Origin of the sequence: Paludisphaera mucosa, from assembly GCF_029589435.1 — a bacterium.
Classification (GTDB): domain Bacteria; phylum Planctomycetota; class Planctomycetia; order Isosphaerales; family Isosphaeraceae; genus Paludisphaera; species Paludisphaera mucosa.
Map to the genome: position 1 here is coordinate 632,753 of NZ_JARRAG010000002.1, position 22,728 is coordinate 655,480.

Here is a 22,728-nt window from a genome sequence, read left to right on the forward strand (position 1 = left end):
GGGCTCAGGGCTCCTCGAACGCGTCGGCCTCGCCGCGGCACCGTCGCAGCCAGCCCTCGGTCGCGAGCGGGGGGCTCAGGTGGAAGCCCTGGGCCACGTCGCACCCCCAGGTCCGCAGGAGGTTCAGGGCGGCCTCGTCCTCGACCCCCTCGGCGACGACGCGGAGCCCCAGGTTGTGGCCCAGGTCGATGACCGAGCGGACGATGCAGGCGTCCCGCGGGTTGACGGCCATGTCCTTGACGAACGACCGGTCGACCTTCACCTCGTCGACCGGCAGCTCCTTCAGGTAGGCCAGCGACGAGTACCCGGTCCCGAAGTCGTCGATCGAGATCCGCACGCCCAGCTCGTGGAGGGCGTGCAGGACCGCCTTCGCCCGCGCCGGGCTCTTCATGATGGCGCCCTCGGTGACCTCGATCGTCAGGCGGCGGGGGGACGTCGCGTACGCCCGCAGCAGCTCGACGACGTCGGCGACGAGGTTCGGCTCCAGGAGGATGTCCGGGGCGAGGTTCACCGCGACCCCCGGGCTCGCCCCGGCGGCGGCCAGGTCGCGGCCGTCGCTCAGCGCCCGGTCGAGGACCCAGCGGCTCAGGGGCCGGATCAGGCCGGTCTCCTCGGCCAGCGGGATGAACGCGCCGGGGGGCAGCATGCCGTCGCGGGGGTGCCGCCAGCGGACCAGGGCCTCGGCGCCGGCGTCGCGCATCGACCTCAGGTCGACCTTCGGCTGGTAATGCAGGAGGAGTTGGTCCTCCTCGACGGCCTGCCTCAGCTCGCCGACCATGTTCAGCCGGCGGGGGCTGCCGCGGTCCAGCTCCGCCTGGTACACCGTCCAGCCGGAGCGGGCGCGCTTGGCCGAGTACATGGCGATGTCGGCGACCCGCAGGAGCGCCGCCACGTCGCGGCCGTGGTCGGGGTACAGCGCGATGCCGACGCTGGCGCCGACCTCGAGCATCTGGCCCTTGACCGGGATCGGCCGCTGCAGGCTGGCGAGGATCGCCTGGGCCGTCGCCACCGCCTCGGCCCGGCCCGCCCCCCCCACCAGGATCCCGAACTCGTCGCCCCCCAGCCGGGCGATCAGGTCGGACCGCGTGACGGCGTCGTTCAGCCGCGGGTTCAGCTCCTGCAGGACGGCGTCGCCGTGGTCGTGGCCGAAGGCGTCGTTGATCTCCTTGAACCGGTCCAGGTCCAGCAGCAGGAACGCGAACCGGGGGCACGTCGACTTCTCCGAGACGAACGACTCCATCACGGCGTGCAGCAGGTTGCGGTTGGGCATCCCGGTCAACACGTCGTGGTTGGCGCGGTGGGAGAGCCGTTCCTCGGCGAGCTTGAGCTTGGTGATGTCGTAGCAGCCGCCGACCACGTACGACGGGGCGACCCCGAACTTGCCGAACGGGCGGCCGTGGCCGTGGAGCCAGCGCAGGCCGCCGTCGGGCAGGACGACCCGGAACTCCATGGGGGCGTTGAGGCCCTCGGTCCGGCTGGCCTCGATGATCTCCCTGACGCCCTGCCGGTCGTCGGGGTGGATCCGCCGCAAGGTCTCTTCGATGCTGGGGGGCACGTCCCGAGAGGCGCCCAGGAGCTTCCGCATCTGGTCGTCCCACTCCATGGTCCCGCTCTCGAAATCCAGGCGGTACGTCCCGGTCCCCGAGGCGGCCATCGCGACGGCGTGGCGCTGCTGGCTCTCGCGCAGGAGCTTCTCGGCGGCCTTGCGGTCGGTGACGTCGATATGCAGGCCCATCCATTCGCGGAACGAGCCGTCGGGGGCGAGGATCGGCACCGCCCGGGCGTACGTGTCGCGATACTGGCCGTCGCGGCGGCGGACGCGGTGCTCGAACAGGTGCGTCTCGCGGGTGCGGATGACGGCCGACCAGACGCGGACGGTCTCCGCCCGGTCCTCGGGGTGGACGGCGTCGAGCCAGCCCCAGCCCTTCAGCTCGTCGAACGTCTGGCCCGTGAACGCGCTCCAGCCCGGCTGCTCGTATTCGAACTCGCCCGAGGCCGGCGTGCTCCAGACCATCGCCGCCGTGGCGTCGACCAGCGATCGATAGCGCAGCTCGTCGAGCCGCGTCGACTCCTCGATCCGCTTCCGCTCGGTGATGTCGGTCGAGATCCCGCAGATCGCGTAGACGCGGCCCGTCGCGTCGAGCAGCGGCTCCTTCACCGAGACGAAGGCCCGGGGCCGGTCCGAGCCCGGCACCCGCAGCAGCTCCTCGATCTCCGACGCCCCCCCGCCCGCCGTCGCGAGCAGGTCGTTGGCGCGGAAGGCGTCGGCCGTCGCCGCGTCCCAGAGCTCGTGGTCGGTCTTCCCCAGGACGTCATCGGGCCGGAGGCCGGAGATCGACTCGAACCGGGAGTTGACGAAGAGGTAGCGGCCCTCGACGTCCTTGATGTAGACGATCGCCCGGGAGTTCTCGAGGATCGCGCGGGGGAAGTCCACCCGCCGCGGCGAGGCGCCGCAAACGCAGGCCGCCGGGGCCGTCGCGGCGACGGCGGGCTGGACCTCGACGCGCGTGAGGAGGCGGAGGGCCGCCCTCGGCTCGTCGACGAGATCGCGCCCCGCCCGCGCGTCCCTCGGACGCCCGAAGTCGCGTCGCCCCTTCATGATCGTGCCTCCTCAGCCATCGAGGATCCGGGCCGGGCCGCCGTCCGCGCGGCCCGCGCGACGTCCGGAGGCCCGCACGCGGCGGCCCTCCACTCTAGAATCTAGGTCGCCGCCCGCCGGGGCCGGGGGCCTGCGGGAATTTCGCACCTTCAGGGGCGATCCGGGTCCCCCGCCCAGGTGCGCACCCGGTCGACGAGGCGGGCGGCGAGGTCGGGGCCGGGCTCCAGGGTCTCGGTCGGGCGGCCGGGGCGGACGAGGTGGAAGGTGTGGCGGCCCGCCCGGACGTCGCGCAGGTCGTTGGCGACGGTCAGGTCGGCGCGGTTGATCAGGCAGGCGTCGCGGGCCTGGCGGATCAGCTCGTCGGTCGCCACGCCCGACTGGAGCTTGAAGCCGACGAGGTAGGCCGACGGCGCCCAGTCGCGCACCGACCGGATCACCTTCGGCGTCCGCCGCAGCGGGATCGTCAGGCCGTCGAGCTTCGAGCTGATCTTGCCGACGCGGGGCTCCGGCTCGTAGTCCGAGACCGCCATCGGCAAAAAGGCGACGTCGATCGGCCCGGCCGTCAGGACGGCGCGGAGCGCCTCGGCGTACTCGGCGACCGTCCCGACCGGCAGGGGCCGCAGGTGGAGCCGGCCGCGGGCCTCCCGCCAGCGGCGCCGCAGCCGTTCGAGCCGCTCGCCCTCGGCGCGGGGGTCGGCGTCGAGGTCGCAGCGGGCGGACCGCAGGATGGGCGGCTCGGCGTGCGGGGCGTGGACGTGCCAGACCTCGTCGCCGCGGTCCAGGCAGGCCTCGGCGATCGCGGCGGCGGTCCGGCCCGTCGACACGTTCGTGATCACGCGCACGTCGTCGATGGGGGCGGACGTCCCGCCGCCGGTCACGACCACCTTCATGACGACCCGGCTCCTCTCGCGCCCCTTGCACGCCCCGTCCGGCCTGGGCTACGCTCGCCGGAAATCAACCGAAGCCGGGCGGACGTCGCCTCGCGCCTCCCGACCGCACCAACCTCGCCCGAGCAGGCCGCCATGACCGCCGACAGCCCCGCCCGCCGACCCGCCGACCCCGCCGTGCGCGACCTGTTCGAGGAGATGCGCCGCTGGCCGATCTTCGACCCGCACTCGCACATCGACCCCCGCCGGCCGGCGGCCCGGAACCTCGACGAGGTCCTAGGATACCATTATTACACCGAGCTGGCCCATTCCTCCGGGATGCCCGCCGAGGCCGTCGCCCCCGAGCTGGCCCCCCGCGCCCGGTCCGAGAACCTGGCCCGCCACCTGGCGGCGATCGACAACACCGTCCAGCATTCCTGGCTGATCGAGATCGCCCGGACCTTCCACGCGTTCCCCCACGACCGCATCGGCCCGGAGACCGTGGGCGGCCTCTACGACGCCGCCCTGCGCGACGGCGAGGCCGCCGGCGCGGCCTGGGACGAGCAGGTCTGGGAGCGAAGCAACCTGGAGGCCGTCTTCCTGACCAACGAGTTCGACGACCCGCTCGAAGGCTGGGACGTCGACCGCTACGTCCCCTGCCTGCGGACCGACGACCTGGTGCTGAAGCTCCACGAGCCCCGGACGGTCGAGCGGCTGAAGGCGGCGACCGGCGTCGACGTCGGCGACGGGGCCGGGCTCCGCGAGGCGGTCGTCAAGCTGTTCGAACGGTTCGTCGCCCGGGGCGCCCGCGCCTGCGCGATCAGCCTGCCGCCCGATTTCGAGCCCCGGCGCGCGACGCCCCGGCGGGCGGTCACGCCGGTCCGGCGGGCGATCCGGGGGCTCGACCTCCGGCCCGACGAGCACGCCGAGATCCGCGCGACGGTCTTCTGGATGCTGGCCGAATGCTGCGCCGAGTTCCGGCTGCCGTTCGACCTCATGATCGGCCCGATCCGCAACGTCTACCCGGCGGGCGTCGCCGGCGGCCGCGACCTGTTCGACCGCCGGGTCAGCCTGTACGGATACCGCGAGTTGTTCAACCACTTCGCCGGGGTGACGTTCCCGGTCTCGACGCTCTCGCCCGACGCCGGCGCCGAGCTGGTCGCCTATTCCTGGATCTTCCCGAACGTCCTGCCGATGGGCCACTGGTGGTACTCGAACGTCCCGGCGTTCATCGCGGCCGACCTGGCGGCGCGGTTGCAGGCGGTGCCCAAGGTGAAGCTCCTGGGCTACTACTCCGACGCCTACAAGCTCGAATTCATCCTGCCCAAGTTCGACATGTACCGGCGGATCCTGGCCGAGACGCTCGCCGAACAGGGGATCGTCGGCCAGAGATGGTCGCCCGACCGGGCGCTCGAGGTCGCTAAACTCATCCTGGTCGACAATCCGCGACGCGTCTTCCCGCATCGGGCCCGGTGATGACGCGCGGCGATTTGACCGGGGCGGGATCCGAGGGCATCCTTGAGGACGTCGGCCGCGCGCCGACCGCGTCGACAATCCGCCGGACGATTTCGGCGTACGAGACGACCGTTCTCGTCGGCCTCCACGCCGATCGAACTTGAGGATCGACCCCATGCGGCCCGCACACCCGGTGACCCGATATCCGGCGCTCCTGCTCGCCACGCTGGCGGTCGGAGCCTTCCAGCCCGCGAGGGCCCAGAACGACCCCGGCCTCTCGTCGGGGAGCGGCGTCGGGACGGGGACGGGCCGGTCGTCGGCGGTCGAGAACGCCCCCCTGCCCGGCCAGGACCCGGCGGGCCGCGGCCTGGAGGGACGGCCGCCGGGCGGCCCCCCGCCCGATTTCACGGGCACGACCGCGCCCCTGGGGCCCGGGGTGAACACCCACTTCCCCAACGACCCCTCCATCGCCCCGTACCTGATGATGGACGCCGGCGGCCCCGGCGGACCCGCCGGCAGCCTGCGCATCACCCCCGAGATGATCGACCGGGCCAAGGCGATCTCCGAGCCCGGCGAACGGGGCCGGATCCTGCTCCAGATCGCCCGGGGCTCGATCCTCAGCAACCAGCTCACGGTCGCCCACCGGGCGATCGAAGAGGCCGCCACGGCCGCGACCGAGGAGCCGAACCAGCTCATCCACGACCAGCTCATCATCTCCATCGTCACCACCGCCGGCCTGCTCTCCGACGCCCTGCTGCGCGAGGGCAAGCCCCAGGTCCGCCTCTTCCCCGACGAGGCCGAGGACGAGAAGCTCCAGCCGCGGATGGCGGCCGACGTCGCCATCCGGCTCGCCCGGCTCGAATGGCGGCGGTCGGCCTTCATGGCCCAGCAGACCCGCAACCCGACCTACCGCAGCGAGTACCTCGACCGCGCCGTCGAGAACATGGCCGTCGGCAGCGCGATCATCGCCCTGGAATACGCCTCCTCGACCGCCCGCGACGAGAAGGTCAGCGACGAGCAGCGCGCCGCCTACTCCGGCCAGGCCGACGACATTTTGGAGGAGGGGGCCGACACCGCCCAGCGGATCGAGCGGCCGATCTGGCGGAACCGGGCGATGGAGCGGCTCGCCACCGCCGCCGGCGAGTCCGGCCAGTACGAGCGGGCCACCGACCTGGCCAACCGGATCAAGAACGCCGAGGCCCGCGCCCGGGCCCTGGTCCTGGTCGCCGAGTTCCAGGCCCGCAAGAGCCGCGACGACGACGCCACCCGCAGCTACAACCTCGCCGCCGAGGCCGTCGCCTCGGTCCAGCAGCGCGGCCTCCGCGGCGTCCTCGCCGGCATCCTGATCGACAGCCTCATCTCCACCGGCCGGTTCGACGACGCCCGCGCCAGCCTGGTGCTCTACCCGTCCGACGCCGAGCGGTTCGTCGCCATGGGCGCCATCGCCGAGTCGTTCGGCCTCCGCCGGATGCCCGACGAGGCCCGCTCGTGGATCGACCGCGACGTCCCGACCGAGTACCGCTCGACGCTCCTCCGCCGCCTCAACAACGGCCTGCTCCGCGGCATCTCCGAGGCCCGCTCCCGCGAATTCCAGGGGGGCCGCGACGCCGCCCCCAGCCGCATGGAGTGACGGCCCGACGGCCGTCCCCGAATCCCCCCGAAGGCGACGGCGTCCCCCCCGGACGCCGTCGCCTTCGCGTTTCCGGGACTTCCGCCCCAAGCGACGGCCCCCTCGCGACCGATAAGGAGAGATGAGCCGGCGCACGGACGCGCCGGGGAGCGGGCGGTCCCGAACGCCGGGGGCGGCGGATCCATGAGGAGAGCGAGGATACGCCCGCGAACACGGGCCGCGGCCCTGCTGGCGTTCCTCGCCGTGCCCGGATGCATGACGGTCGAGCATTCCAACGACCGCGCCCGCGACCTGGCCCACGCCTCGCGCAAGGCCCGGGCGGACCGGGACGTCGTCCCGGCCTCGACGACGGAACCGGAGCCGGCCCCCGAGGCCGTCGCGATCGCGCCGAGGGCCGCTTCGGGGACGCTGGACGCCTGGATCCGGTCGGCCCTGGAGCACAACCCGACGGTCCGCGCGGCCAAGTTCAACGTGATGGCGCTCAAGCATCGGCTGCCGCAGGTCACGTCGCTCGACGACCCGGTGGCGTCGAACTCGATCTTCCCGATCCCCTCGGTCGCCCCCCAGTATTCGCTCATGGGCTATATGCCCTACTCGGCCCTGCTGGCCCAGCAGTTCCCCTGGTGCGGGACGCTCAAGCTCCGCGGCGAGGCCGCCGCCGAGGACGTGCGGGTCGCCCTCTTCGAGCTGGCCGCCGTGCAGCTCGACGTCGTCGCCGGGGTGAAGGCGGCCTATCACGACGTCCGCTTCAACGAGCGGGCGCTCGCCCTGCTGAAGGCGAACCGCAAGCTCTCGGAAGACTTCCTCGAGATCGCCGAGGTCCGCTACAAGACGGCCACCGCCTCCCAGGCCGACGTCCTCCGCGCCGAGGTGGCCGTCGCCGACGTCGACCGCGAGATCGAGGCCGCCAACCGCGCCCTGGCCGAGGCCCGCAGCGAGCTGGCGAGGCTGCTGCACGCCGACCCCGAGACGCCCCTGGAGGCCGGGACCGAGCCGTTCGTCGAGACGATCCCCGAGCAGCTCGACCGGCTGGTGCAGCTCGCGACCGCCGGTCGGCCCGAGTTGCAGGGCCGCCTGGCCGCCGTGGCCCGCGACGGCAAGGTCGTCGAGCTGGCCCGCAAGAAGTACTACCCCGACGTCACCCTGGGCGCCATCTACCAGGACATGGAGCGCACCAACGCCGTCACGCCCGCCACCGCGATGGGGATGCCCAACGTCGGCCTCTTCGTCGGCTTCAACGTGCCGATCTACCACAAGAAGCTGCGGGCCGGCGTCCACGAGGCGGTCGCCCGCGCCAACGCCGACGCCCAGCTCTACGAGGCCGAGCGCGACCAGGCGCACCGCGAGGTGAGGGACGCGCTCGTCTCGGCGAAGACCCAGCAGAACGTGCTCGGGCTCCTGCGCCGGGTGAATCTGCCGTCGGCCCGGCGGGTCTTCGAGCTGACCCGGTCCGAGTACCAGGCCGACAAGCCGGGCGTCGACTACCTGACGCTCCTGACCTCCTGGCGCGAGCGGCTGCAGGTCGAGCTGCAGATCGCCCAGGTCGAGGCCGAGCTGGGCCGCAGCCTGGCCCGCCTCGAACGCGCCGTGGGATCGCGGCTCAACGAGCAGCCCCCGAGCCCCGAGCTGCTCGAATCGGCCTCGCCGACCCCCGCCCCCGCCCCCGCCCCGGAGGCGGACTCCCCTCCCCCGACGTCGACCAGCCCGTTCCGGGAGCCCGCGCCATGATCGTCGCCATGCTGCTGTTCACGGCCCGTCACCTGCGCCGGCGTTGGGCTCGGCTCGCCGCGGCGGCGCTGCTGGCGTTCCTGGCCTGGCCCGCGGCCTCCGCGCAGGCGCAGGGGGTCGAGGGCGGCTACCTCCCCTCGGGCGGCGGCGCGTTCGTCCCATTCCGGGGCGGGCCGGGCGGCGGCCTGGGCGTCATGCCTTCCGGCCCGCGGACGCCCGTCTCGTCCCCCTCCTCGTCGAGCCTCATGGGCGGCATGGCGGGCGGCGGCTCGACCCTCGGCGCCCCCAACGGCCTCACGAGCCTGCGGCCGATCGGCGGCGGCGGATCGCCCGGCATGGGCTCGGGCGGCCTCCTCGACCGCTCCTCGAACGCCCCCAGCATGAAACCGATGCGCCGCCCGCCCGTCGGCTCCTACCCCTTCCGCATCCCCCCGAGCCTCCGCGGCGGCTCCTCGCAACGGCCGTCGATGGCGATGTGACGCGGAGGACCTCGCCCGGAAGGGCGTCACATTCTAAGCACGTGGACTGAGTCGTTCTGATGATCTGGGTGGCCGGGCGCGAGCGGCCTTCGGTAGCATGCTCCTGTGATGGACCCGACCACGCGGGGAGAACCTGTGCCGATCGCCACGCCCCGACCGCGCGGCCTGAAGCCGACGCTCCGGCAGTTGATGATCGTCGTCCTCTGGGCCGCCATCGACCTCGCCGGGGTACGGTTGATGGCCGAGGCGGATGCCTTCGGCCCCCGGCGCGATGTCGGTTGCGTGGTCGCCGCGATGGCGGTCGCGGCGGTCCCCATGCCCTTGCTCGCCATCCTGATCGCGATACTTGATCGCCCCGGCCCGGTCCAGGACTGGTATCTCACCCTCAGCGCGCTCGGCTTCGCCGGGCTCCTGTGCGTCGCCCTCCTCGCCCAGGAGCCGGCCTGCTACCTGCTCACGGGCGGCTTCTCATCGTGCTCCTTCCTGCCGCTGTTCCTGGTGCCGGCCGGCCTTGGACCGATCCGGGACGTCTGGTGGCGGGTCCGTCCGGGGGTGTGCGCGAAATGCGGGCGAAGGGCGGTCATCTCCGTACGAAAACCGGGCTCGCGGCTCGCGGAGATGACGGGTCTCGACGGCTGGTGCGCGTCCTGCGGGGCGGCCTTCGTGCGGGCGAAGATTACGGAGCCCTGGCTGGCTTCGGTCGGGCTGCGAGGACGCGAAGCAGGGCGATGAGCTTCGCTCATCGCGTTTGAAAGATCGGGCCGACCAAATCTTCAGATCAACCACGTCCGCGTGCTTAGCGATCCTGCCGGCGGTGCTCGGGGAAGTCGGCCTCGTACCGCTTTACCAGCGCCGCGACGTCCGGGCCGGTCAGGTAGAGCTTCCCACGGATCGACTTGCGCTCGCCCGGGGCGAGGCCGCCGATGCGCAGGTCGGAGTGGAGGCAGCAGATGATGCCCTGGAACAGCTCCTGATAGGGCTCCCAGGCCGTCGCGAGGATCTGCTTCTCATCAGCGGAGAAGCAGCCGATCAGGCCGTTGGACGGCGTCAGCTCGCTCAGCGGGCGAGGATTGACGTCGGCCCTGTCGACGTGGGCGGGACGCCAGACCTGGCCGGGGGTGTACTTCGCCTTCTCGGCCCAGGGCGTCGTGGGCAGGCGCGTCGGGCGGCCGTCCAGGAAGACGAAGCACTTGGGTAGGTATTCCTCGGACTTCTGGACCGGCTCCACCCCGGTGAAGGCGTCGACCCGCACGCAGGGCTGGGCCCAGTGGGCCTGGGACGCGCGAGTCGTAGGGTTGGCGGCGACCAGGCGGAAATCGACCTCGTCGCGGCCCGCGCGGACGTCGTGATCGACGACCACGCCGTCCTCCAGGGTGCTCCGCAGGCGGATCCGCCGGCCGTCCGCGTCGGCCTCGACGAGCTTTGTGGCGTGCGGGATGACCGTCCGGTCCCAGTCGCGGTCGGTCGAGCCGGGTCGGCAGAACGCCTCCAGGTACCAGATCTTCACCGCGCCCCCGGGGAGGTCGCGGCCCCGGACGGTCAGGATCTCGTCGGCCCACGACAGCGTCAGCCCTTCGCCGGCCGAGACGGGTTCGGACTGGGCGAAGGCCATGCTGGTCCCGAAGGCCAGCAGGCACATCAAGGGGGGCAGAGATGGCATGGACGGCTCTCCGACGGCGAAGCGTCTCGGTCATCGTCATGGACCGTCCGTCGAGCCTTCGACGGGCTGGGCGCGAACACGATGATATCCGGAATTCCCGACCGGGGGCCGCCTTCTTCGAGAAAGACGGAGGAAATCGACCCCACGCCGGGCGGCGTCGGCGCTCGATCGTCGGGGTCCTCGATGAGGTCGGCGACGCTGGCGGTCCACTGGAAGGGGACTGCGGCAGCCGCGGCGGGGCGGCCCCGACGACCTCGTTGAAAGAGCTTACCTCGTGAGGATCGAAATCCGGGAAAACGTCGTCCTCGATCGACGATCGCGTCCCATCCTTTCTAGATGGCCGACGACCCCCTACAAACCCGCATGAACGACCCGGAGATCGAAAAAATGCTGCGGAAATCGACGAGCGAAGCCAAGAAATTGGGCCGAATTTGAGACGTAAACCCTGCGAAAGCAGCATTTAGCGTCCGATGGGTCCGTTAGTCGTCCGGGGCGCACGGACCCAATTCCAACCCAATCGCGGGTCGGGCGTCAGCGCTCGATCGTCGGGGACTCGATCAGGTCGGCGGCGCTGGCGGTCTGCTGGAAGGGGGACTGCGGCAGCCGCGGCGGGGCGGCCCCGACGACCTCGTTGAAGACGGGGAGGACCAGGGGGGCGGGCGTGGCCCGGGGCGCGGATCGTCGCGAGGCCGGGCGGGCTCCGGCGCGAGGCCGGGGCGCGGGCTCGGGGTCGTCGGCCGACTGCAGCCGGGCCCCCTGGATCTCCACCGGCGGGCCCAGGCTGACTCCGTTGCCGGCCGTGCCGCGACGCGAGATCGACGGCTCGGGCGCGGGGAGGGTCTCGCGGACGGTCGTGTCGCCGCCCGTCTCGCCCCGGGGGCGGGTGCGACTCATCTCGGCCAGGTTCATCGTCGTGGCGCCGCTGAACTCGGGCAGGACGAACAGCACGGTGCGCTGGGCCTCGGGGATCTCCTGGTTGATCTTCGGCGGGCTGGACATCGAGATGTCGAGCGTCAGGCGCTCGACCTTCCACTCCAGCACGAGCTTGTCGGGGATGTGGCAGGTCGCCGGCGGCGGGGGGGCGTCGGCGTCGGTCGCGACGGTCGACTTCAGCGCGACGTCGGCGTAGTGCTTGATCTTGGCCTCGCCGAGCAGGGTCTTGCCGTCGCGGTCGAAGACGCGGTACTCGAGCATGCGGTTGGTCGCCTCGTCGACGACCATCTCGCGGGGGCCGGCCGACCCTTCGCCCTTGAGGGGGGGGAGCCGCAGCAGGGTCGTGCCGGGCTTGACGCCGGGCAGGATCCGCACCGCGGCCGCCTCGTCCCGGGTGATCGGCCGCAGGCCCAGGGCGGAGACGATCCAGTCGGGCTGGTACGTGGCCGAAAGCTCGCTCTTCGGCAGGTCCTCGTAGGCGCAGCGGAAGACGTACTTGTCGTCGTTCTTGACCCAGAACCAGAACTCGTCCTGATTCGAGCCCATGTCGGCGAGGTTCACCCCCGCCGCCCGGCTCTCCAGGGTGAGCTTGAAGTCGTGGGGCCGGACCACCGCCAGGCGGCCGTAGACCGACCCGCTCTGGCCCCGGCCGCCGTCGGGGGCGGCCATCGTGACGGCGATCGACGGGTTGGCCCGGACGGTCTGGATCCGGTTCGCGTTCTGGTTGTGCTCGCGGACGAACTCGTCGAGGTGGAACGAGAGCTTGGGCTCGGGCGTGACCACCGGGGCCGACGGCCGCTGCGAGGGCGAGACGCCGGCGGTGCGGCAGCCGGCGGCCGCCAGGCAGGCCGAGAGCGCGAGCAGCATGCGGGACGCGGCCTTGGCCTTCATGGGGTCCGTCTTTCCTCGACTGCCCGGGCGATCGACGAATCGGTCGGCCCGGGGCGAACAGGGAACCGGCGCGGACTTTCGAGAAGAGGTGACGTCGCGAGGGGGCCGCAACTTAACCCAGGTCCGGACCCGGTACAAGGGCGATCCGGGAGTGTGAGGCCCCTCAATCGGCGATTCCGCAACCCTCCGCTTCCCTGTTCATCGGCCGTCCGGCCCGCTCAACTTGCGAGGAATCGCTCCAGGGCGTCGAACCCCTTCTCCAGGGTCGCCAAATCGGTCGCGAACGACATCCGCGCGTAGCCCTCGGCCCCGAACGCCGAGCCCATCACCAGGGCGACGTTCGCCCGGCTCAGGGCCGCGAGGCAGAACGAGGTCGAGTCGACGACCTCCTTGCCCCCCAGAGTCCGGCCGAAGTGCGACGCCACGTTCATGAACGCGTAGAAGGCCCCCCCGGGCGGCAGGCAGGTCACGCCGGGGAGCTTCTCGACGCGGTCCAGCACGTACCGCCGACGCCTGGCGAACTGCACCTTCATCGCGGCCACCGAGTCCTGCGGGCCGGTGATCGCCTCGAGCGCCGCGTACTGGCTGACCGAGCCGGGGTTGCTCGTCTCCTGGCTCTGGAGGTCGCCGATGAACTTCGAGACCGCCGCCGGGGCCACGCTCCAGCCGATCCGCCACCCGGTCATGGCGTAGGTCTTGCTGACGCCCGAGATCGTGATCGTCCGCGCCGGCAGCTCGGGACGGAGGCCGGCGAAGCAGGTGGGCTTCGCGTCGCCGTAGGTCAATTGCTCGTAGATCTCGTCGGACAGCACGCCGACGTCGGTCGTGAGCACGGCGTCGGCCAGGGCGGCCAGCTCGGAGCGCTCGTAGACGACCCCGGTCGGGTTGGACGGGCTGTTGATCATCAGCAGCTTGGTCCGGGGCGTGACGGCCCCCAGGAACTGCTCGGGCGTCATCTTGAAGCCGGCCGATTCGGGGGCGGGCACGACCACCGGCTTCGCGCCGGTGAGCTTGACCAGGTCGGAATAGCTGACCCAGTAGGGCGCGGGGATGACGACCTCGTCGCCCGGCCCGCAGACCGCCATCAGGGCGTTGTGGATGGCCTGCTTGGCCCCGTTCGACACCACCACCTGCGCCGGGTCGGTCTTGACCCCGTGCTGGTCGGTGTAGACCTTCGCGACGGCCTCGCGCAGCTCGGGGACGCCGGCGGGGGGCGTGTAGTGCGTCTTGCCCTCGCGCATGGCGCGGACGGCCGCGTCCTGGATGTTGGCCGGCGTGTCGAAGTCGGGCTCGCCCAGCGCGAAGTCCAGGATCTCGAGCCCCTGGGCCTTCAGCTTCCGCGCCTCGGCGCCCATCGCCAGGGTCGCCGAGGGCTCGATCAGGCCCGCCCGTTCCGCCAGAGAGAGAGGCATTCTCAGACCTTTCAAGTTTGCATGAGAGAATCGGTCGCACCGCGTCGGCTCGCGCGATCGGCCCAGGCGGGGCGACGCGCGCCCCCGGCCCGGAGTCGGCCCCCTTCCCCTGTCCGCCCCGCCGCGAACCGTCCGATACGTTCAGATGACTATGCCGTGCTCGGGGTTCATGGGCAAGTTCTCTCGTCGCCCCGCCCGGCACGGCCTCCTCGCGAGCCGCCGAGCCCGGCGGAAAAAATCCGGGGGACGCTTTGCCTAGTCGCCCTTATTCCCCCCAGCTTGTGAGCGTGGTTTGCTAAGTCGATCCGGGCGTGTTAAACTGATTTAGCAAGGCAAACCGTGCCGCCGGGTGCCTCGTGGACGGGGTGATGCATGCCGGGATTCGGGGCGGCCTGTGCGAACGCGACTCCGGGCCTCGGGTCGGATCGCTCTGCATCGGGATCGGGCGGGAGATCGAGAGTCGGCCGCGACCGACGGGCCTCGCGGCGAAGCGGATCGCCGCCAGTGGAGCTGAGGGAGTCGGGACGATCGGGGCGGGAATCCCACACTGCAAGTTCGTCGGGCACCGGGTGAGGGTGGGAACAATGCACCGCGTGGTGATCACAGGTATTGGCGTGGTCGCGCCCAACGGCATCGGCTCGCGCGCCTTCGGCGAGGCGATCGCCGAGGGCCGCTCGGGCGTCAGCTACATCGAGAGTTTCGACACGACGGGCCTGCCGATCAAGATCGCCGGCGAGGTCAAGAACTTCGACGTCACGCCGTACCTGGGCGAGCACAAGAAGAACGGCAAGCTGATGAGCCGCGCCATGCGGTTCGCGGTCGGCGCGGCGGCGATGGCCGTCGAGGACTCGGGGATCGAGGAGGCCAGGCTCGACCCGACCCGGTTCGGCGTCTGCATGGGGACCGGGATCACCCCGGTCGACGTCGGCGAGCTGGTCGAGCCCATCCGCTACAGCCTCGACGCCGACGGCAAGTTCGACATGGCCCGCTTCGCGCAGTCGCGGGCCGAGTCCATCTTCCCGCTCTGGCTGCTGCAGCACCTGCCGAACATGGCCGCGGCGCACATCTCGATCCTGCACCACGCGATGGGCCCCAACAACACGATCGTGACCGCCTGCGCCGCCGGCACCCAGGCCGTGGGCGACGCCTTCCGCCTGATCGCCCGCGGCGACGCCGACGTCATGCTCGCCGGCGGCTGCGACAGCCGGCTCGACCCCCAGCTCCTCGTGGCCTACTCGGCCATGAAGGCCGTCAGCGCCTCGATCCGGCCCCCCTCGGAGGTCTCCCGGCCGTTCGACGCCGACCGCGACGGCTTCGTCCTCGGCGAGGGGGCCGCCGTGCTCTTCCTGGAGAGCTACCGCCGCGCCCGCCGCCGCGGGGCGCGGATCTACGCCGAGGTCACCGGCTACGGCTCGTCGTTCGACGCCTTCGGCATCACCCGCCCCGAGCCCGAGGGCAAGGGCGCGGCGCTCTCGATGACCTCGGCCCTCCGCGAGGCCCGGATGGACCCCGGCTCGGTCGACTACATCAACGCCCACGGCACCAGCACCCGGCTGAACGACCTGATGGAGACCGTCGCCGTCAAGCGGGTCTTCGGCCACCGCGCCCCGTCGATCCCCATGAGCAGCCAGAAGTCGATGATCGGCCACCTGATCGGCGCCTCGGGCGCCGTCGAGGCCGCCGCCACCGCCATGGCGCTCGAGCGCGGCGTCGTCCCACCCACGATCAACCTCGCCACCCCCGACCCCGACTGCGACCTCGACTACGTCCCCAACACGGCCCGCGAGATGCCCCTCCGCGCCGCCATGTCCAACAGCTTCGGCTTCGGCGGCCAGAACGCCAGCCTGGTCCTGGAACGGGTCTGAGCCGACCGGGCTCGGACGTCCGGGCCGCGGCCTCCCGGACGCGCGGGGATCGAGAAGCACCTCCCTGCGCGAGCCGGCGCAGGCCGCGTCCCTCTCGACGGCCCGGCCGGCGCCGCTCGTCGGGCGCGGGCGGGCCATGGCCCGCCGCGACGATCGGCCGGTAGGATGGACTCTGCGTACGCCGCGAATCGCCGCGCCTCTCGTTCGCCGGAGGGGTCCATGAAAGCCGTCTCGCCGACGTTCCCCGTCTCGGAGGTCGTCCGGGCGACGACCCCGCTGCCCGAAGTCCCGTACAAGCAGGCCGTCGAGGCCTTGCTCTCGACGGGCCTCTCGGAGTCCGATCTCGAGATGGCCGAGGAGCTGGCGAAGCAAGGACTCTCGCTGGTCCTGCCCGAGGCCCCTCGATCGCGGCCCGTCGAGGCCTGCACCCGCTACCACGGCCGCCTCGTGGCCGGCGTGGGGTTCCACCCGGTCGCGGCCGCCGTCCACCTGGCCTTCGTGGACCACCGACCGCTGATCCTCTCGCCCGACGCCGTCTGGTTGATGCTCATCCAGGCGGTGGCGAACCACGTCAACGCCCACGCCGACGAGTTGCGGCCCCGGATCGTCCGGCACGCGGGCCGAGTGCGGATCGCCGTGCGCCGGGACGACTTTCTCAAAGGTTCCCCCGAAAACCCCTGGCCCGAGGCGTTCGCCGAATTTTCCAGCCAGGTGCGGGAGCACGTCGGCCCGAAGGCCGACGCCTTCCTGCCCGCTTTCTCGACGACCGGAGAGGCCGAGCGGGCCGCCGCCGAGGTCGTGCTGCTGGACGCCGTCCAGTCGTACTTCGATTACGCCTTCAACTCGATGTGCGGCATCCCGACGATCACGCTGGAGGGGACTCCCGAAGATTGGGAAGCCCTGGGCGGGCGGGCGGAGGCGTTCGCCGAGTTCGGCCTGGGACGGTGGCTCGGGGTGCTGAAGCCGATCCTGGAGCAATTCGTCCGGGCCTCGCGGGGGGACCTCGATCCGCCGTTCTGGCGATCGCTGTACAAGCTCGACGACCAGAGCGGCGGGCCGGTGATCACGGGCTGGATCACGGCCTTCTTCCCCTATCTGAAGGACTTCCACACCGGCCGGGCCGAGGCCCCGATCGCGGGCTTCTTCGCCGACGACGGCGGGCGCGCCGAGCGGATGATCCACCCCGCCGATCCGTCCCCCAGGGCCTTCGCTTCGGGGCCGACCATCCCGAGCCTGCCGAGCGGCCTGTCGAGGGCCCCCTTCCGATGGGATCACCACGGGCGAGCCTTCGACATGGAATTCCTGGGCGGCTTCGTCGGCGTGGCTCAGGACCCCGGGACGCTCGCCTTGCGGCCGGAAATCGGCTGGGCCGTACGCGAGGCCGATGCGGGATGAGCCCGGGGGCGGCGGGGCCAGGTCGCTCGGCGGAGCCTCGAGTTCGCCGCGTCAGGGCCGAAACTCCCGCTCGAACCACTCGCGGCCGGCAGGATTCCCCGACCGGGAGACGGCCCCTGCGATCCGCTCGACGAGCCTCGGGTCGTGCTTGTGGATCTTGAGGGCGTTCAGGGCCGCCCGGGCTGTCGACTCGGACTCGTCGGCGGCGAGGTCGAGGAGGGCGTCGATCGCGGCCGAGGCGCGGAGCATGGCGACGGCCAGCAGGATCGTCTCGCGGACGGACGGGGACGCCGCGGAGTGGAAGCGTTCGAGGAGCGGGCCGAGGGCCTGCGGCAGCCGGGCGTGGCCCATCGCCAGCGCGGCGGCCTCGCAGCGGGCCTCGTCGCGGGCGTCGAGGAACTCGCGGACGAACGCCATGTGGGCGTCGGGGGCGATCGTCAGGAAGGCGCGGAGGGCCTCGGACAGGACGTCGGGCTCCTTGTCGCCGAGCCGGCACTTGAGCCGCAGCGCCAGGGCCGCCGCGTCCGAGCCGATCGCGCCCAGGCAGCTCGCGGCGGCCGAGCGGACGTCGCGCTCGGGGTCGAGCAGGGCGTCGACGAGCGTCGCCGTCAGGCCCGGCGCGTCGACCCGGGTCAGGCCGATCAGCCCCGCGGCGCGGAGCGGCGGCGCCGTGTCGACCTGGAACGGCGGGCCGAAGGCGGGCTCCATCTGGACGTGCCGCGCGGCCTTCTCGAAGACCTCGTGCCGGGGGTGCTCCAGCTTCTCGAGCGCCTGGACGACCGCAAGCTTGCCGCGGCAGAGCTTGTCGTCCTTCACGGGATCGACGAGGAAGCGGTCGAAGGCGGCCTCCAGGTCGGTCGCGACCTCGCCGAGCCGCCAGGCCCCGGCGACCTCGGCGGCCGCGGCGACGACGAAGTTCGAGCGGTCGCCGATCGCCTTGCGCACCGCGGCGGCGTCGCCGGGCTCGGGGCCCGGCTGGTGGCGCAGCCGCCGCATGGCCGCCAGCTTGTCGTCGAACGTGGACCGCTTCGCCATCGGCCTGCCTCACCCCGCCTTGCGGCCCGTCACGCGGTCGCGGAACTCGCGCGGCGACTCGAACGGCGGCGGCCCGGCGCGGCGGGCGGCGGCCTCGACGCGGGCGGCCTCCTCGGGCAGCCCGTTGTCGCCGAAGCGGGCGACGGTCGACTCGGCCATGTGGTTCTCGACGGCCAGCACCGAGTAGTTCGCGCCGTCGACGAACAGGTAGCCGAGCGTCCGGCCGTAGCGGTCGGGACGCGCCGCGCGGAGCAGCTCCAGACGCTGGGCCCCGAGGATGGTGCGGCGGGCGAAGGCCCGGGCCTCCTCGCCGTGCGACTGCTCCTTGTGTTCGGGGAATCGCCGGTTGGCGACCTCGGGGGCGTCGATCCCCAGCATCCGGACGCGTTCGGGGGCCGCGTCGGGCCACTTGATCCGGATCGTGTCGCCGTCGTCGACCCAGACGGCCTGCGGGTCGACCGGCACCCGGACGTGGGCGCGGCGGGCCGCGGCCCCTCCCCTCGGCGCGGGGGCCGGCGCGTGCCACTCGCGGTAGGCGAGGAACGCGATCGCCGCCAGGACCAGGAGCAGCCTGAGCCGGAACGACCACCGCCGCCGGAACGACGCGGCGCGGCGCCGGGACGGCCTCGGAACGTCATGCCACATCGAGCGAGCCCCCCGAGCGAAGCTAACCCATGCGCGGGGGATTGACAAGCAATTGTCGCGACCCGACGGCCCGCCGATCAGTTGTCGGAGGCGTCGATGACCTTGCCGTACAGCGTCTGCTCGAACTTCGCGTGCGTCTGGTCGGGCGACCCGGTGCCGTTGTTGGCCCAGTGGCAGTACTCGTGGAGCAAGGTCAGGCCCACGAAGTAGACGAGGCGGCCCGAGGCCGTGTGCTTCAGGCCCTTGTCGGCCTCGAACTCGTCGACCCGCTCCTGCTTGATCTGGATGACGTCCGTGCCGGTCGTGTAACACCCCGACGCCTTCACCCCCCCGCAGACCAGGCCGGGGACCAGCTCGATCGTCGGCCCCTTGTTCCACAGGAGGCCGTCCTTGATCGTCTGCTCGGAAGCGTTCCCGGAGAACTTCTTCAGGGCGTTGATGATGAACGGCATGCCGCGCACCTGGGGGATGTTGGTGCTCACGTAGTAGCGGAACTTGGGGTAGTTCTTGATGTCGTCGGGATCCATACGCATGGTTCGCCTCGCTCCTCTCGACGGCCGGAAGCCGATCATTCCCAACCATCCACGACGAGACTTCCTACGAGCCCGCGCCGCGGCGCGTGACGAGCCCGCGCCACGAAAACCGGAGATATCGAAATATGAGATTCGATTGGATGCACGGATTGGACGACGCCGCGATTCAGCCGCGCCGGGCCTCGCCCGCGCGGTAGCCGCGCTCGCCGTAGAAGACGTGGCCGTACGCGTCGTGGTCGCCGCCGGGGTGGTAGTGCGGGAAACGCCGGTTGCCGAGCTCGTCCGCGTCCCAGTCCCCCGGGCGAGGCTGGTGCGCGCCCTCCCAGAAGGCCTTGCCGGGGTGGACGTCCTTGGCGAGCGACGAGGCGTCGGAGTTCGCCGGCGTGTAGACGTCCCCCCCGGACCGGACCCGGAAGAGCGCCTGGTTCCGCGAGATGCGCGCCCCGATCTCGAAGTTCGGCGCGCCGCGATCGAAGACGTAGAACTCGCCGGGCAGGACCTCGCGAGGCATGAGAGCCCCCCTTCCCCACGGTCCGGACCGGCTGCCGTCGGGCGGTCGAACCCGGACCATCCACGGCTGAGGATGGCGCAGCCCGCGCCCCCGTGCAAGGGGCCGGTCGGGATCCGCTCACATCCAGACGCTGCGGTCGAGCGAGCGGTAGCCGACGGCCTCGGCGATGTGCTGGGGCTGGATGTCGGCGGAGGACTCCAGGTCGGCGATCGTCCGCGAGACCCGCAGGATCTTGTCGTGGGCGCGGGCGGAGAGGCCCATCTCCTCCATCGCGGCCTTGAGGATGCCCATCGCCTCGGGCTTCAGCTTGCAGTGCTTGCGGAGCTGCCTCGGAGTCATCCGGCCGTTGACCAGGGTCGTCTCGTCGCCGAACCGCTTCGCCTGGCGGGCGCGGGCTTCCAAAACCTGCTCGCGGATCTGGGCCGACGTCGCGCCCGGCGGCATCTCGGCGAGCTGCGTGAACGGCACCGCCGGCACCTCGACGTGCAGGTCGATGCGGTCGAGCAGCGGGCCGGAGATCCGGCCCAGGTACTTCTCCACCTGCGGCGGCGAGCACGAGCAAGACCGCCGCGGGTCGCTGCGATACCCGCAGGGGCACGGGTTCATGGCGGCGATCAGGATGAAGTCGGCGGGGAACGTGGCCGAGTTCATCGCCCGGCTGATGGTGACGCGGCCCTCTTCGAGCGGCTGGCGGAGGACCTCCAGCGTCTTGCGGTTGAACTCCGGCATCTCGTCGAGGAACAGCACGCCCTTGTGGGCCATCGAGATCTGCCCCGGCTGGGGCGGGTTGCCGCCGCCGACCAGGCCGGCGTCGCTGACCGAGTGGTGGGGCGTGCAGAAGGGGCGGACGGCCATCAGCGCCTGGCCGGGCGCGAGCCTCCCCATGGCGCTGTAGATCCGGGTCGTCTCCAGGCTCTCGGCGGGCGTCAGGGGGGGCAAGATGGTCGGCAGCCGCTTGGCGAGCAGCGTCTTGCCCGTGCCGGGGGGGCCGATCATGAGACAGTTATGGTTGCCCGAGGCGGCGATCAGCATGGCGCGCTTGGCGTAGTCCTGGCCCTTGACGTCGACGAAGTCCTCGTCGGAGTGGGCGCATCGCGAGAAGACGTCGTCCAGGTCGACCGCCTCCGGGTCCATGTCGAGCTGGCCCGAGAGGAAGCCGACGGCCTCGGCGAGGCTGCCGACCGGGTAGACGTCGATCCCCGCCACGACGGCCGCCTCGGCGGCGTTGGCGCGCGGCACGAGCACGCCGTCGCGGCCCTCGGCGGCGGCCTGCAGGGCCATCGAGAGCACCCCCTTGATCGGCCGCGTCTCGCCCGTCAGCGCCAGCTCGCCGACCACCGCGAAGTCCCCGGGCCGCTCGAGCGCCACCTGCCCGCTCGCCGCCAGGATCCCCAGCGCGATCGGCAGGTCGAAGCCGCCGGCGTCTTTTCGGAGATCGGCCGGGGCCAGGTTGATCACGATCCGGTCGGTCGGCCGCTGGTAGCCCGAGTTGACGAGCGCCCGCTCGACGCGGTAGGTGCTCTCCTTGACGGCGATCTCGGCGAGGCCGACGAGCACCGTCTTGGGCATCGACGAGAAGGCCGCGTCGACCTCCACCTCCACCGAGGCGGCGTCGATCCCGATCAAGGTGTAAGAAAAGAGCTTGGCGAGCATGGGGTCAGCGACCGTCCCGGGGCCGGGCCGCGGATGCGTCGATCGCCCGGACCGCGGCGCACGGGCTCATCCCTACTATACGTCCATGAATCGGCCTTTTCGAACGGGCGCCGCCCGCCGCCGGGCGGAAACGGGCCGGGATCGCGTCGCTCGCGGCGGCCCCCACACGACGTCGGAGGCGGTCGCGCCGTCGTCGCCTCGCCGCCGACCGGCGGCCGCACGCCTCGTCGCGCGAAGTCGTTTTCACATCGACATGACGCGACTCGTGAGGGCTTTCCGCCGGTGGCACGCCGCTTGCGTATCCCGTCTTACGACAGCCCGTATTCGAGGAGGAGACGGCCTTGGCGCATGACGAGACCAACCCGCTGGTCGAGCGGATCGAGCCGATCGCACACGACGCGGGCCAGCTCGTCGAGCTGCATGCGGCGCTGATCAAGAGCGAGTTCCGGCAGGCCGCCGGCGCGGTCGCCCCGGCGCTGACCTCGATCGGCGCGGGGGCGGGGCTCGCCGCGACGGGCGGGCTGTTCGCCGCGCTCGCCCTGGTCCACGGCCTGCAGCGGTCGACCCGGCTGCCGCTCTGGGGCTGCTACGGCCTCGTCGGCGGGCTGCTCGGGGCCGCCGGCGCGGGCCTCGCGGCCTCGGGAGTCAAGCGGCTGGGCGGGATCGACCTCGTCCCGCGCGAGACGATCGCGACGCTGAAGGAGGACCTCGAATGGGCCCTGGGGAAGAAATAACCGCATCGCCGACCGAGATCCGGCAGGCGATCGCGCAGGTCCGGTCCCGGCTCGGGGCGCATCTTCGCGCCCTGGCCTACCCAGCACTTTCCAGCGGGGGCGACGGCCCCGGAGACGTCACGATGCCGACCTCGAAGACCCGACCCTCGACCAACGGCTCGGCGAAGGCCGACAAGGCGAAAGCCAAGCCCGCGCCCAAGCTCAAGGGCGAGACCAAGACCAAGACCAAGCCGGCCGAATCCAAGCTCAAGCCCAAGGCCGACGGCAAGGCGTCGACGGTCGCGAAGCGGAAGCCTTCCGGCGCCGCCTCGAAACCGGCCCGCAAGGGCGGCTCCTCGGCGCCGAAGTCGAAGGGGTTGGCGAGCCGCGCGGGCGAGGTGATCGACACCATGGCCGCCGGCGCGGTCGTGGGCGCGGTGAAGGCCGCTGCGCAGTCGATCGCCCAGGACGAGGCGCAGGCGCTCAAGTCCCGCCGCAAGAAGGCCCCCACGACGGGCGACGTCCTGGCCGAGATGGCCCCCGGCGCCGCCGTCGGCGCGGTGGCCGGCGCCGCCATGTCGGTGATGCCTGAAGAGATCCAGCATCCCGAGCCGTCGGCGGAAGAGCCCAAGCCCGCCGCGAAGAAGGCCAAGGCGAAGCGCCGCTGAGACGTCCCCGCCGATCCCCAGGGCGCGCCGGCGCGGCCGCCCGAGGGGACCGGAGGA

At 72.0% G+C, this 22,728-nt stretch carries 19 protein-coding genes; 9 read left to right on the forward strand and 10 right to left on the reverse strand.

Annotation, left to right across the window (positions count from 1 at the left end; all coding sequences use genetic code 11):
* Positions 1-4: 4 nt before the first annotated feature.
* Positions 5-2,599 (reverse strand): sensor domain-containing protein, encoded by a 2,595-nt coding sequence (locus PZE19_RS12135; protein ID WP_277860881.1) that lies wholly within the window; start codon positions 2,597-2,599, stop codon positions 5-7.
* 149 nt (positions 2,600-2,748) lie between these two features.
* On the reverse strand, positions 2,749-3,489 hold the full coding sequence (locus tag PZE19_RS12140) for a phosphopantothenoylcysteine decarboxylase domain-containing protein (protein ID WP_277860882.1): 741 nt from the start codon (positions 3,487-3,489) through the stop codon (positions 2,749-2,751).
* Between the two features lie 132 nt (positions 3,490-3,621).
* Between PZE19_RS12140 and PZE19_RS12145 the strand changes: the two genes are divergently transcribed.
* The 5 genes from PZE19_RS12145 (at position 3,622) to PZE19_RS12165 (ending at position 9,489) form a co-directional block, all read left to right on the forward strand.
* A complete protein-coding gene (locus PZE19_RS12145; protein ID WP_277860883.1) occupies positions 3,622-4,941 on the forward strand; it encodes a glucuronate isomerase in 1,320 nt (439 codons plus the stop codon).
* Positions 4,942-5,095: 154 nt separating this feature from the next.
* On the forward strand, positions 5,096-6,550 hold the full coding sequence (locus tag PZE19_RS12150) for a hypothetical protein (RefSeq protein ID WP_277860884.1): 1,455 nt from the start codon (positions 5,096-5,098) through the stop codon (positions 6,548-6,550).
* A gap of 183 nt (positions 6,551-6,733) precedes the next feature.
* Positions 6,734-8,278: a TolC family protein gene (locus tag PZE19_RS12155; protein ID WP_277860885.1), complete on the forward strand. Its 1,545-nt coding sequence runs from the start codon at positions 6,734-6,736 to the stop codon at positions 8,276-8,278.
* Complete coding sequence (locus tag PZE19_RS12160; protein ID WP_277860886.1) at positions 8,275-8,757, forward strand: hypothetical protein; 483 nt, start codon at positions 8,275-8,277, stop codon at positions 8,755-8,757. Before PZE19_RS12155 ends, PZE19_RS12160 begins: the two co-directional genes overlap by 4 nt.
* A 189-nt stretch (positions 8,758-8,946) precedes the next feature.
* A complete protein-coding gene (locus tag PZE19_RS12165) occupies positions 8,947-9,489 on the forward strand; it encodes a hypothetical protein (protein WP_277860887.1) in 543 nt (180 codons plus the stop codon).
* A gap of 64 nt (positions 9,490-9,553) precedes the next feature.
* On the opposite strand, the gene PZE19_RS12170 is transcribed toward PZE19_RS12165, so the two are convergent.
* The 3 genes from PZE19_RS12170 to PZE19_RS12180 all read right to left on the reverse strand — a co-directional run bounded on the left by PZE19_RS12170 (position 9,554) and on the right by PZE19_RS12180 (position 13,653).
* Positions 9,554-10,417 (reverse strand): hypothetical protein, encoded by an 864-nt coding sequence (locus PZE19_RS12170; RefSeq protein WP_277860888.1) that lies wholly within the window; start codon positions 10,415-10,417, stop codon positions 9,554-9,556.
* Between the two features lie 531 nt (positions 10,418-10,948).
* The gene (locus tag PZE19_RS12175) at positions 10,949-12,241 is read right to left on the reverse strand and encodes a hypothetical protein (RefSeq protein WP_277860889.1); all 1,293 of its coding nucleotides are present in this window, start codon (positions 12,239-12,241) and stop codon (positions 10,949-10,951) included.
* A gap of 218 nt (positions 12,242-12,459) precedes the next feature.
* Positions 12,460-13,653 (reverse strand): pyridoxal phosphate-dependent aminotransferase, encoded by a 1,194-nt coding sequence (locus tag PZE19_RS12180; protein ID WP_277860890.1) that lies wholly within the window; start codon positions 13,651-13,653, stop codon positions 12,460-12,462.
* 584 nt (positions 13,654-14,237) lie between these two features.
* Between PZE19_RS12180 and PZE19_RS12185 the strand changes: the two genes are divergently transcribed.
* Together PZE19_RS12185 and PZE19_RS12190 are read left to right on the forward strand one after the other, a co-directional pair.
* A complete protein-coding gene (locus PZE19_RS12185) occupies positions 14,238-15,518 on the forward strand; it encodes a beta-ketoacyl-[acyl-carrier-protein] synthase family protein (RefSeq protein WP_303652580.1) in 1,281 nt (426 codons plus the stop codon).
* Between the two features lie 219 nt (positions 15,519-15,737).
* Positions 15,738-16,913 carry a DUF4419 domain-containing protein gene (locus PZE19_RS12190; protein WP_277860892.1) on the forward strand — a complete coding sequence of 392 codons (1,176 nt, stop codon included), beginning with the start codon at positions 15,738-15,740 and terminating at the stop codon, positions 16,911-16,913.
* Positions 16,914-16,964: 51 nt separating this feature from the next.
* On the opposite strand, the gene PZE19_RS12195 is transcribed toward PZE19_RS12190, so the two are convergent.
* From PZE19_RS12195 to PZE19_RS12215, 5 genes are all read right to left on the reverse strand, one after another.
* Positions 16,965-17,948: a HEAT repeat domain-containing protein gene (locus tag PZE19_RS12195; protein WP_277860893.1), complete on the reverse strand. Its 984-nt coding sequence runs from the start codon at positions 17,946-17,948 to the stop codon at positions 16,965-16,967.
* A 9-nt stretch (positions 17,949-17,957) separates the two neighbouring features.
* Positions 17,958-18,593, reverse strand: coding sequence for a thermonuclease family protein (locus tag PZE19_RS12200; protein WP_277860894.1), 636 nt, complete (start codon positions 18,591-18,593; stop codon positions 17,958-17,960).
* Between the two features lie 77 nt (positions 18,594-18,670).
* Positions 18,671-19,126: a hypothetical protein gene (locus tag PZE19_RS12205; protein ID WP_277860895.1), complete on the reverse strand. Its 456-nt coding sequence runs from the start codon at positions 19,124-19,126 to the stop codon at positions 18,671-18,673.
* A gap of 166 nt (positions 19,127-19,292) precedes the next feature.
* On the reverse strand, positions 19,293-19,637 hold the full coding sequence (locus PZE19_RS12210) for a hypothetical protein (RefSeq protein WP_277860896.1): 345 nt from the start codon (positions 19,635-19,637) through the stop codon (positions 19,293-19,295).
* 117 nt (positions 19,638-19,754) lie between these two features.
* Complete coding sequence (locus tag PZE19_RS12215) at positions 19,755-21,290, reverse strand: YifB family Mg chelatase-like AAA ATPase (protein WP_277860897.1); 1,536 nt, start codon at positions 21,288-21,290, stop codon at positions 19,755-19,757.
* A 341-nt stretch (positions 21,291-21,631) separates the two neighbouring features.
* On the opposite strand from PZE19_RS12215, the gene PZE19_RS12220 reads away from it, so the two are divergent.
* Both PZE19_RS12220 and PZE19_RS12225 read left to right on the forward strand, forming a co-directional pair.
* Positions 21,632-22,024: a phage holin family protein gene (locus tag PZE19_RS12220; protein WP_277860898.1), complete on the forward strand. Its 393-nt coding sequence runs from the start codon at positions 21,632-21,634 to the stop codon at positions 22,022-22,024.
* A 122-nt stretch (positions 22,025-22,146) separates the two neighbouring features.
* A complete protein-coding gene (locus PZE19_RS12225; protein WP_277860899.1) occupies positions 22,147-22,671 on the forward strand; it encodes a hypothetical protein in 525 nt (174 codons plus the stop codon).
* Positions 22,672-22,728 lie beyond the last annotated feature (57 nt).

What these genes read in the sequence shown, in the direction of transcription:
- PZE19_RS12135 (WP_277860881.1), bottom strand. Translation starts at nt 2,599, where the DNA reads ATGAAGGGGCGACGCGACTTCGGGCGTCCGAGGGACGCGCGGGCGGGG.
- PZE19_RS12140 (WP_277860882.1), bottom strand. Translation starts at nt 3,489, where the DNA reads ATGAAGGTGGTCGTGACCGGCGGCGGGACGTCCGCCCCCATCGACGAC.
- PZE19_RS12145 (WP_277860883.1), top strand. Translation starts at nt 3,622, where the DNA reads ATGACCGCCGACAGCCCCGCCCGCCGACCCGCCGACCCCGCCGTGCGC.
- PZE19_RS12150 (WP_277860884.1), top strand. Translation starts at nt 5,096, where the DNA reads ATGCGGCCCGCACACCCGGTGACCCGATATCCGGCGCTCCTGCTCGCC.
- PZE19_RS12155 (WP_277860885.1), top strand. Translation starts at nt 6,734, where the DNA reads ATGAGGAGAGCGAGGATACGCCCGCGAACACGGGCCGCGGCCCTGCTG.
- PZE19_RS12160 (WP_277860886.1), top strand. Translation starts at nt 8,275, where the DNA reads ATGATCGTCGCCATGCTGCTGTTCACGGCCCGTCACCTGCGCCGGCGT.
- PZE19_RS12165 (WP_277860887.1), top strand. Translation starts at nt 8,947, where the DNA reads ATGATCGTCGTCCTCTGGGCCGCCATCGACCTCGCCGGGGTACGGTTG.
- PZE19_RS12170 (WP_277860888.1), bottom strand. Translation starts at nt 10,417, where the DNA reads ATGCCATCTCTGCCCCCCTTGATGTGCCTGCTGGCCTTCGGGACCAGC.
- PZE19_RS12175 (WP_277860889.1), bottom strand. Translation starts at nt 12,241, where the DNA reads ATGAAGGCCAAGGCCGCGTCCCGCATGCTGCTCGCGCTCTCGGCCTGC.
- PZE19_RS12180 (WP_277860890.1), bottom strand. Translation starts at nt 13,653, where the DNA reads ATGCCTCTCTCTCTGGCGGAACGGGCGGGCCTGATCGAGCCCTCGGCG.
- PZE19_RS12185 (WP_303652580.1), top strand. Translation starts at nt 14,238, where the DNA reads ATGCACCGCGTGGTGATCACAGGTATTGGCGTGGTCGCGCCCAACGGC.
- PZE19_RS12190 (WP_277860892.1), top strand. Translation starts at nt 15,738, where the DNA reads ATGAAAGCCGTCTCGCCGACGTTCCCCGTCTCGGAGGTCGTCCGGGCG.
- PZE19_RS12195 (WP_277860893.1), bottom strand. Translation starts at nt 17,948, where the DNA reads ATGGCGAAGCGGTCCACGTTCGACGACAAGCTGGCGGCCATGCGGCGG.
- PZE19_RS12200 (WP_277860894.1), bottom strand. Translation starts at nt 18,593, where the DNA reads ATGTGGCATGACGTTCCGAGGCCGTCCCGGCGCCGCGCCGCGTCGTTC.
- PZE19_RS12205 (WP_277860895.1), bottom strand. Translation starts at nt 19,126, where the DNA reads ATGCGTATGGATCCCGACGACATCAAGAACTACCCCAAGTTCCGCTAC.
- PZE19_RS12210 (WP_277860896.1), bottom strand. Translation starts at nt 19,637, where the DNA reads ATGCCTCGCGAGGTCCTGCCCGGCGAGTTCTACGTCTTCGATCGCGGC.
- PZE19_RS12215 (WP_277860897.1), bottom strand. Translation starts at nt 21,290, where the DNA reads ATGCTCGCCAAGCTCTTTTCTTACACCTTGATCGGGATCGACGCCGCC.
- PZE19_RS12225 (WP_277860899.1), top strand. Translation starts at nt 22,147, where the DNA reads ATGCCGACCTCGAAGACCCGACCCTCGACCAACGGCTCGGCGAAGGCC.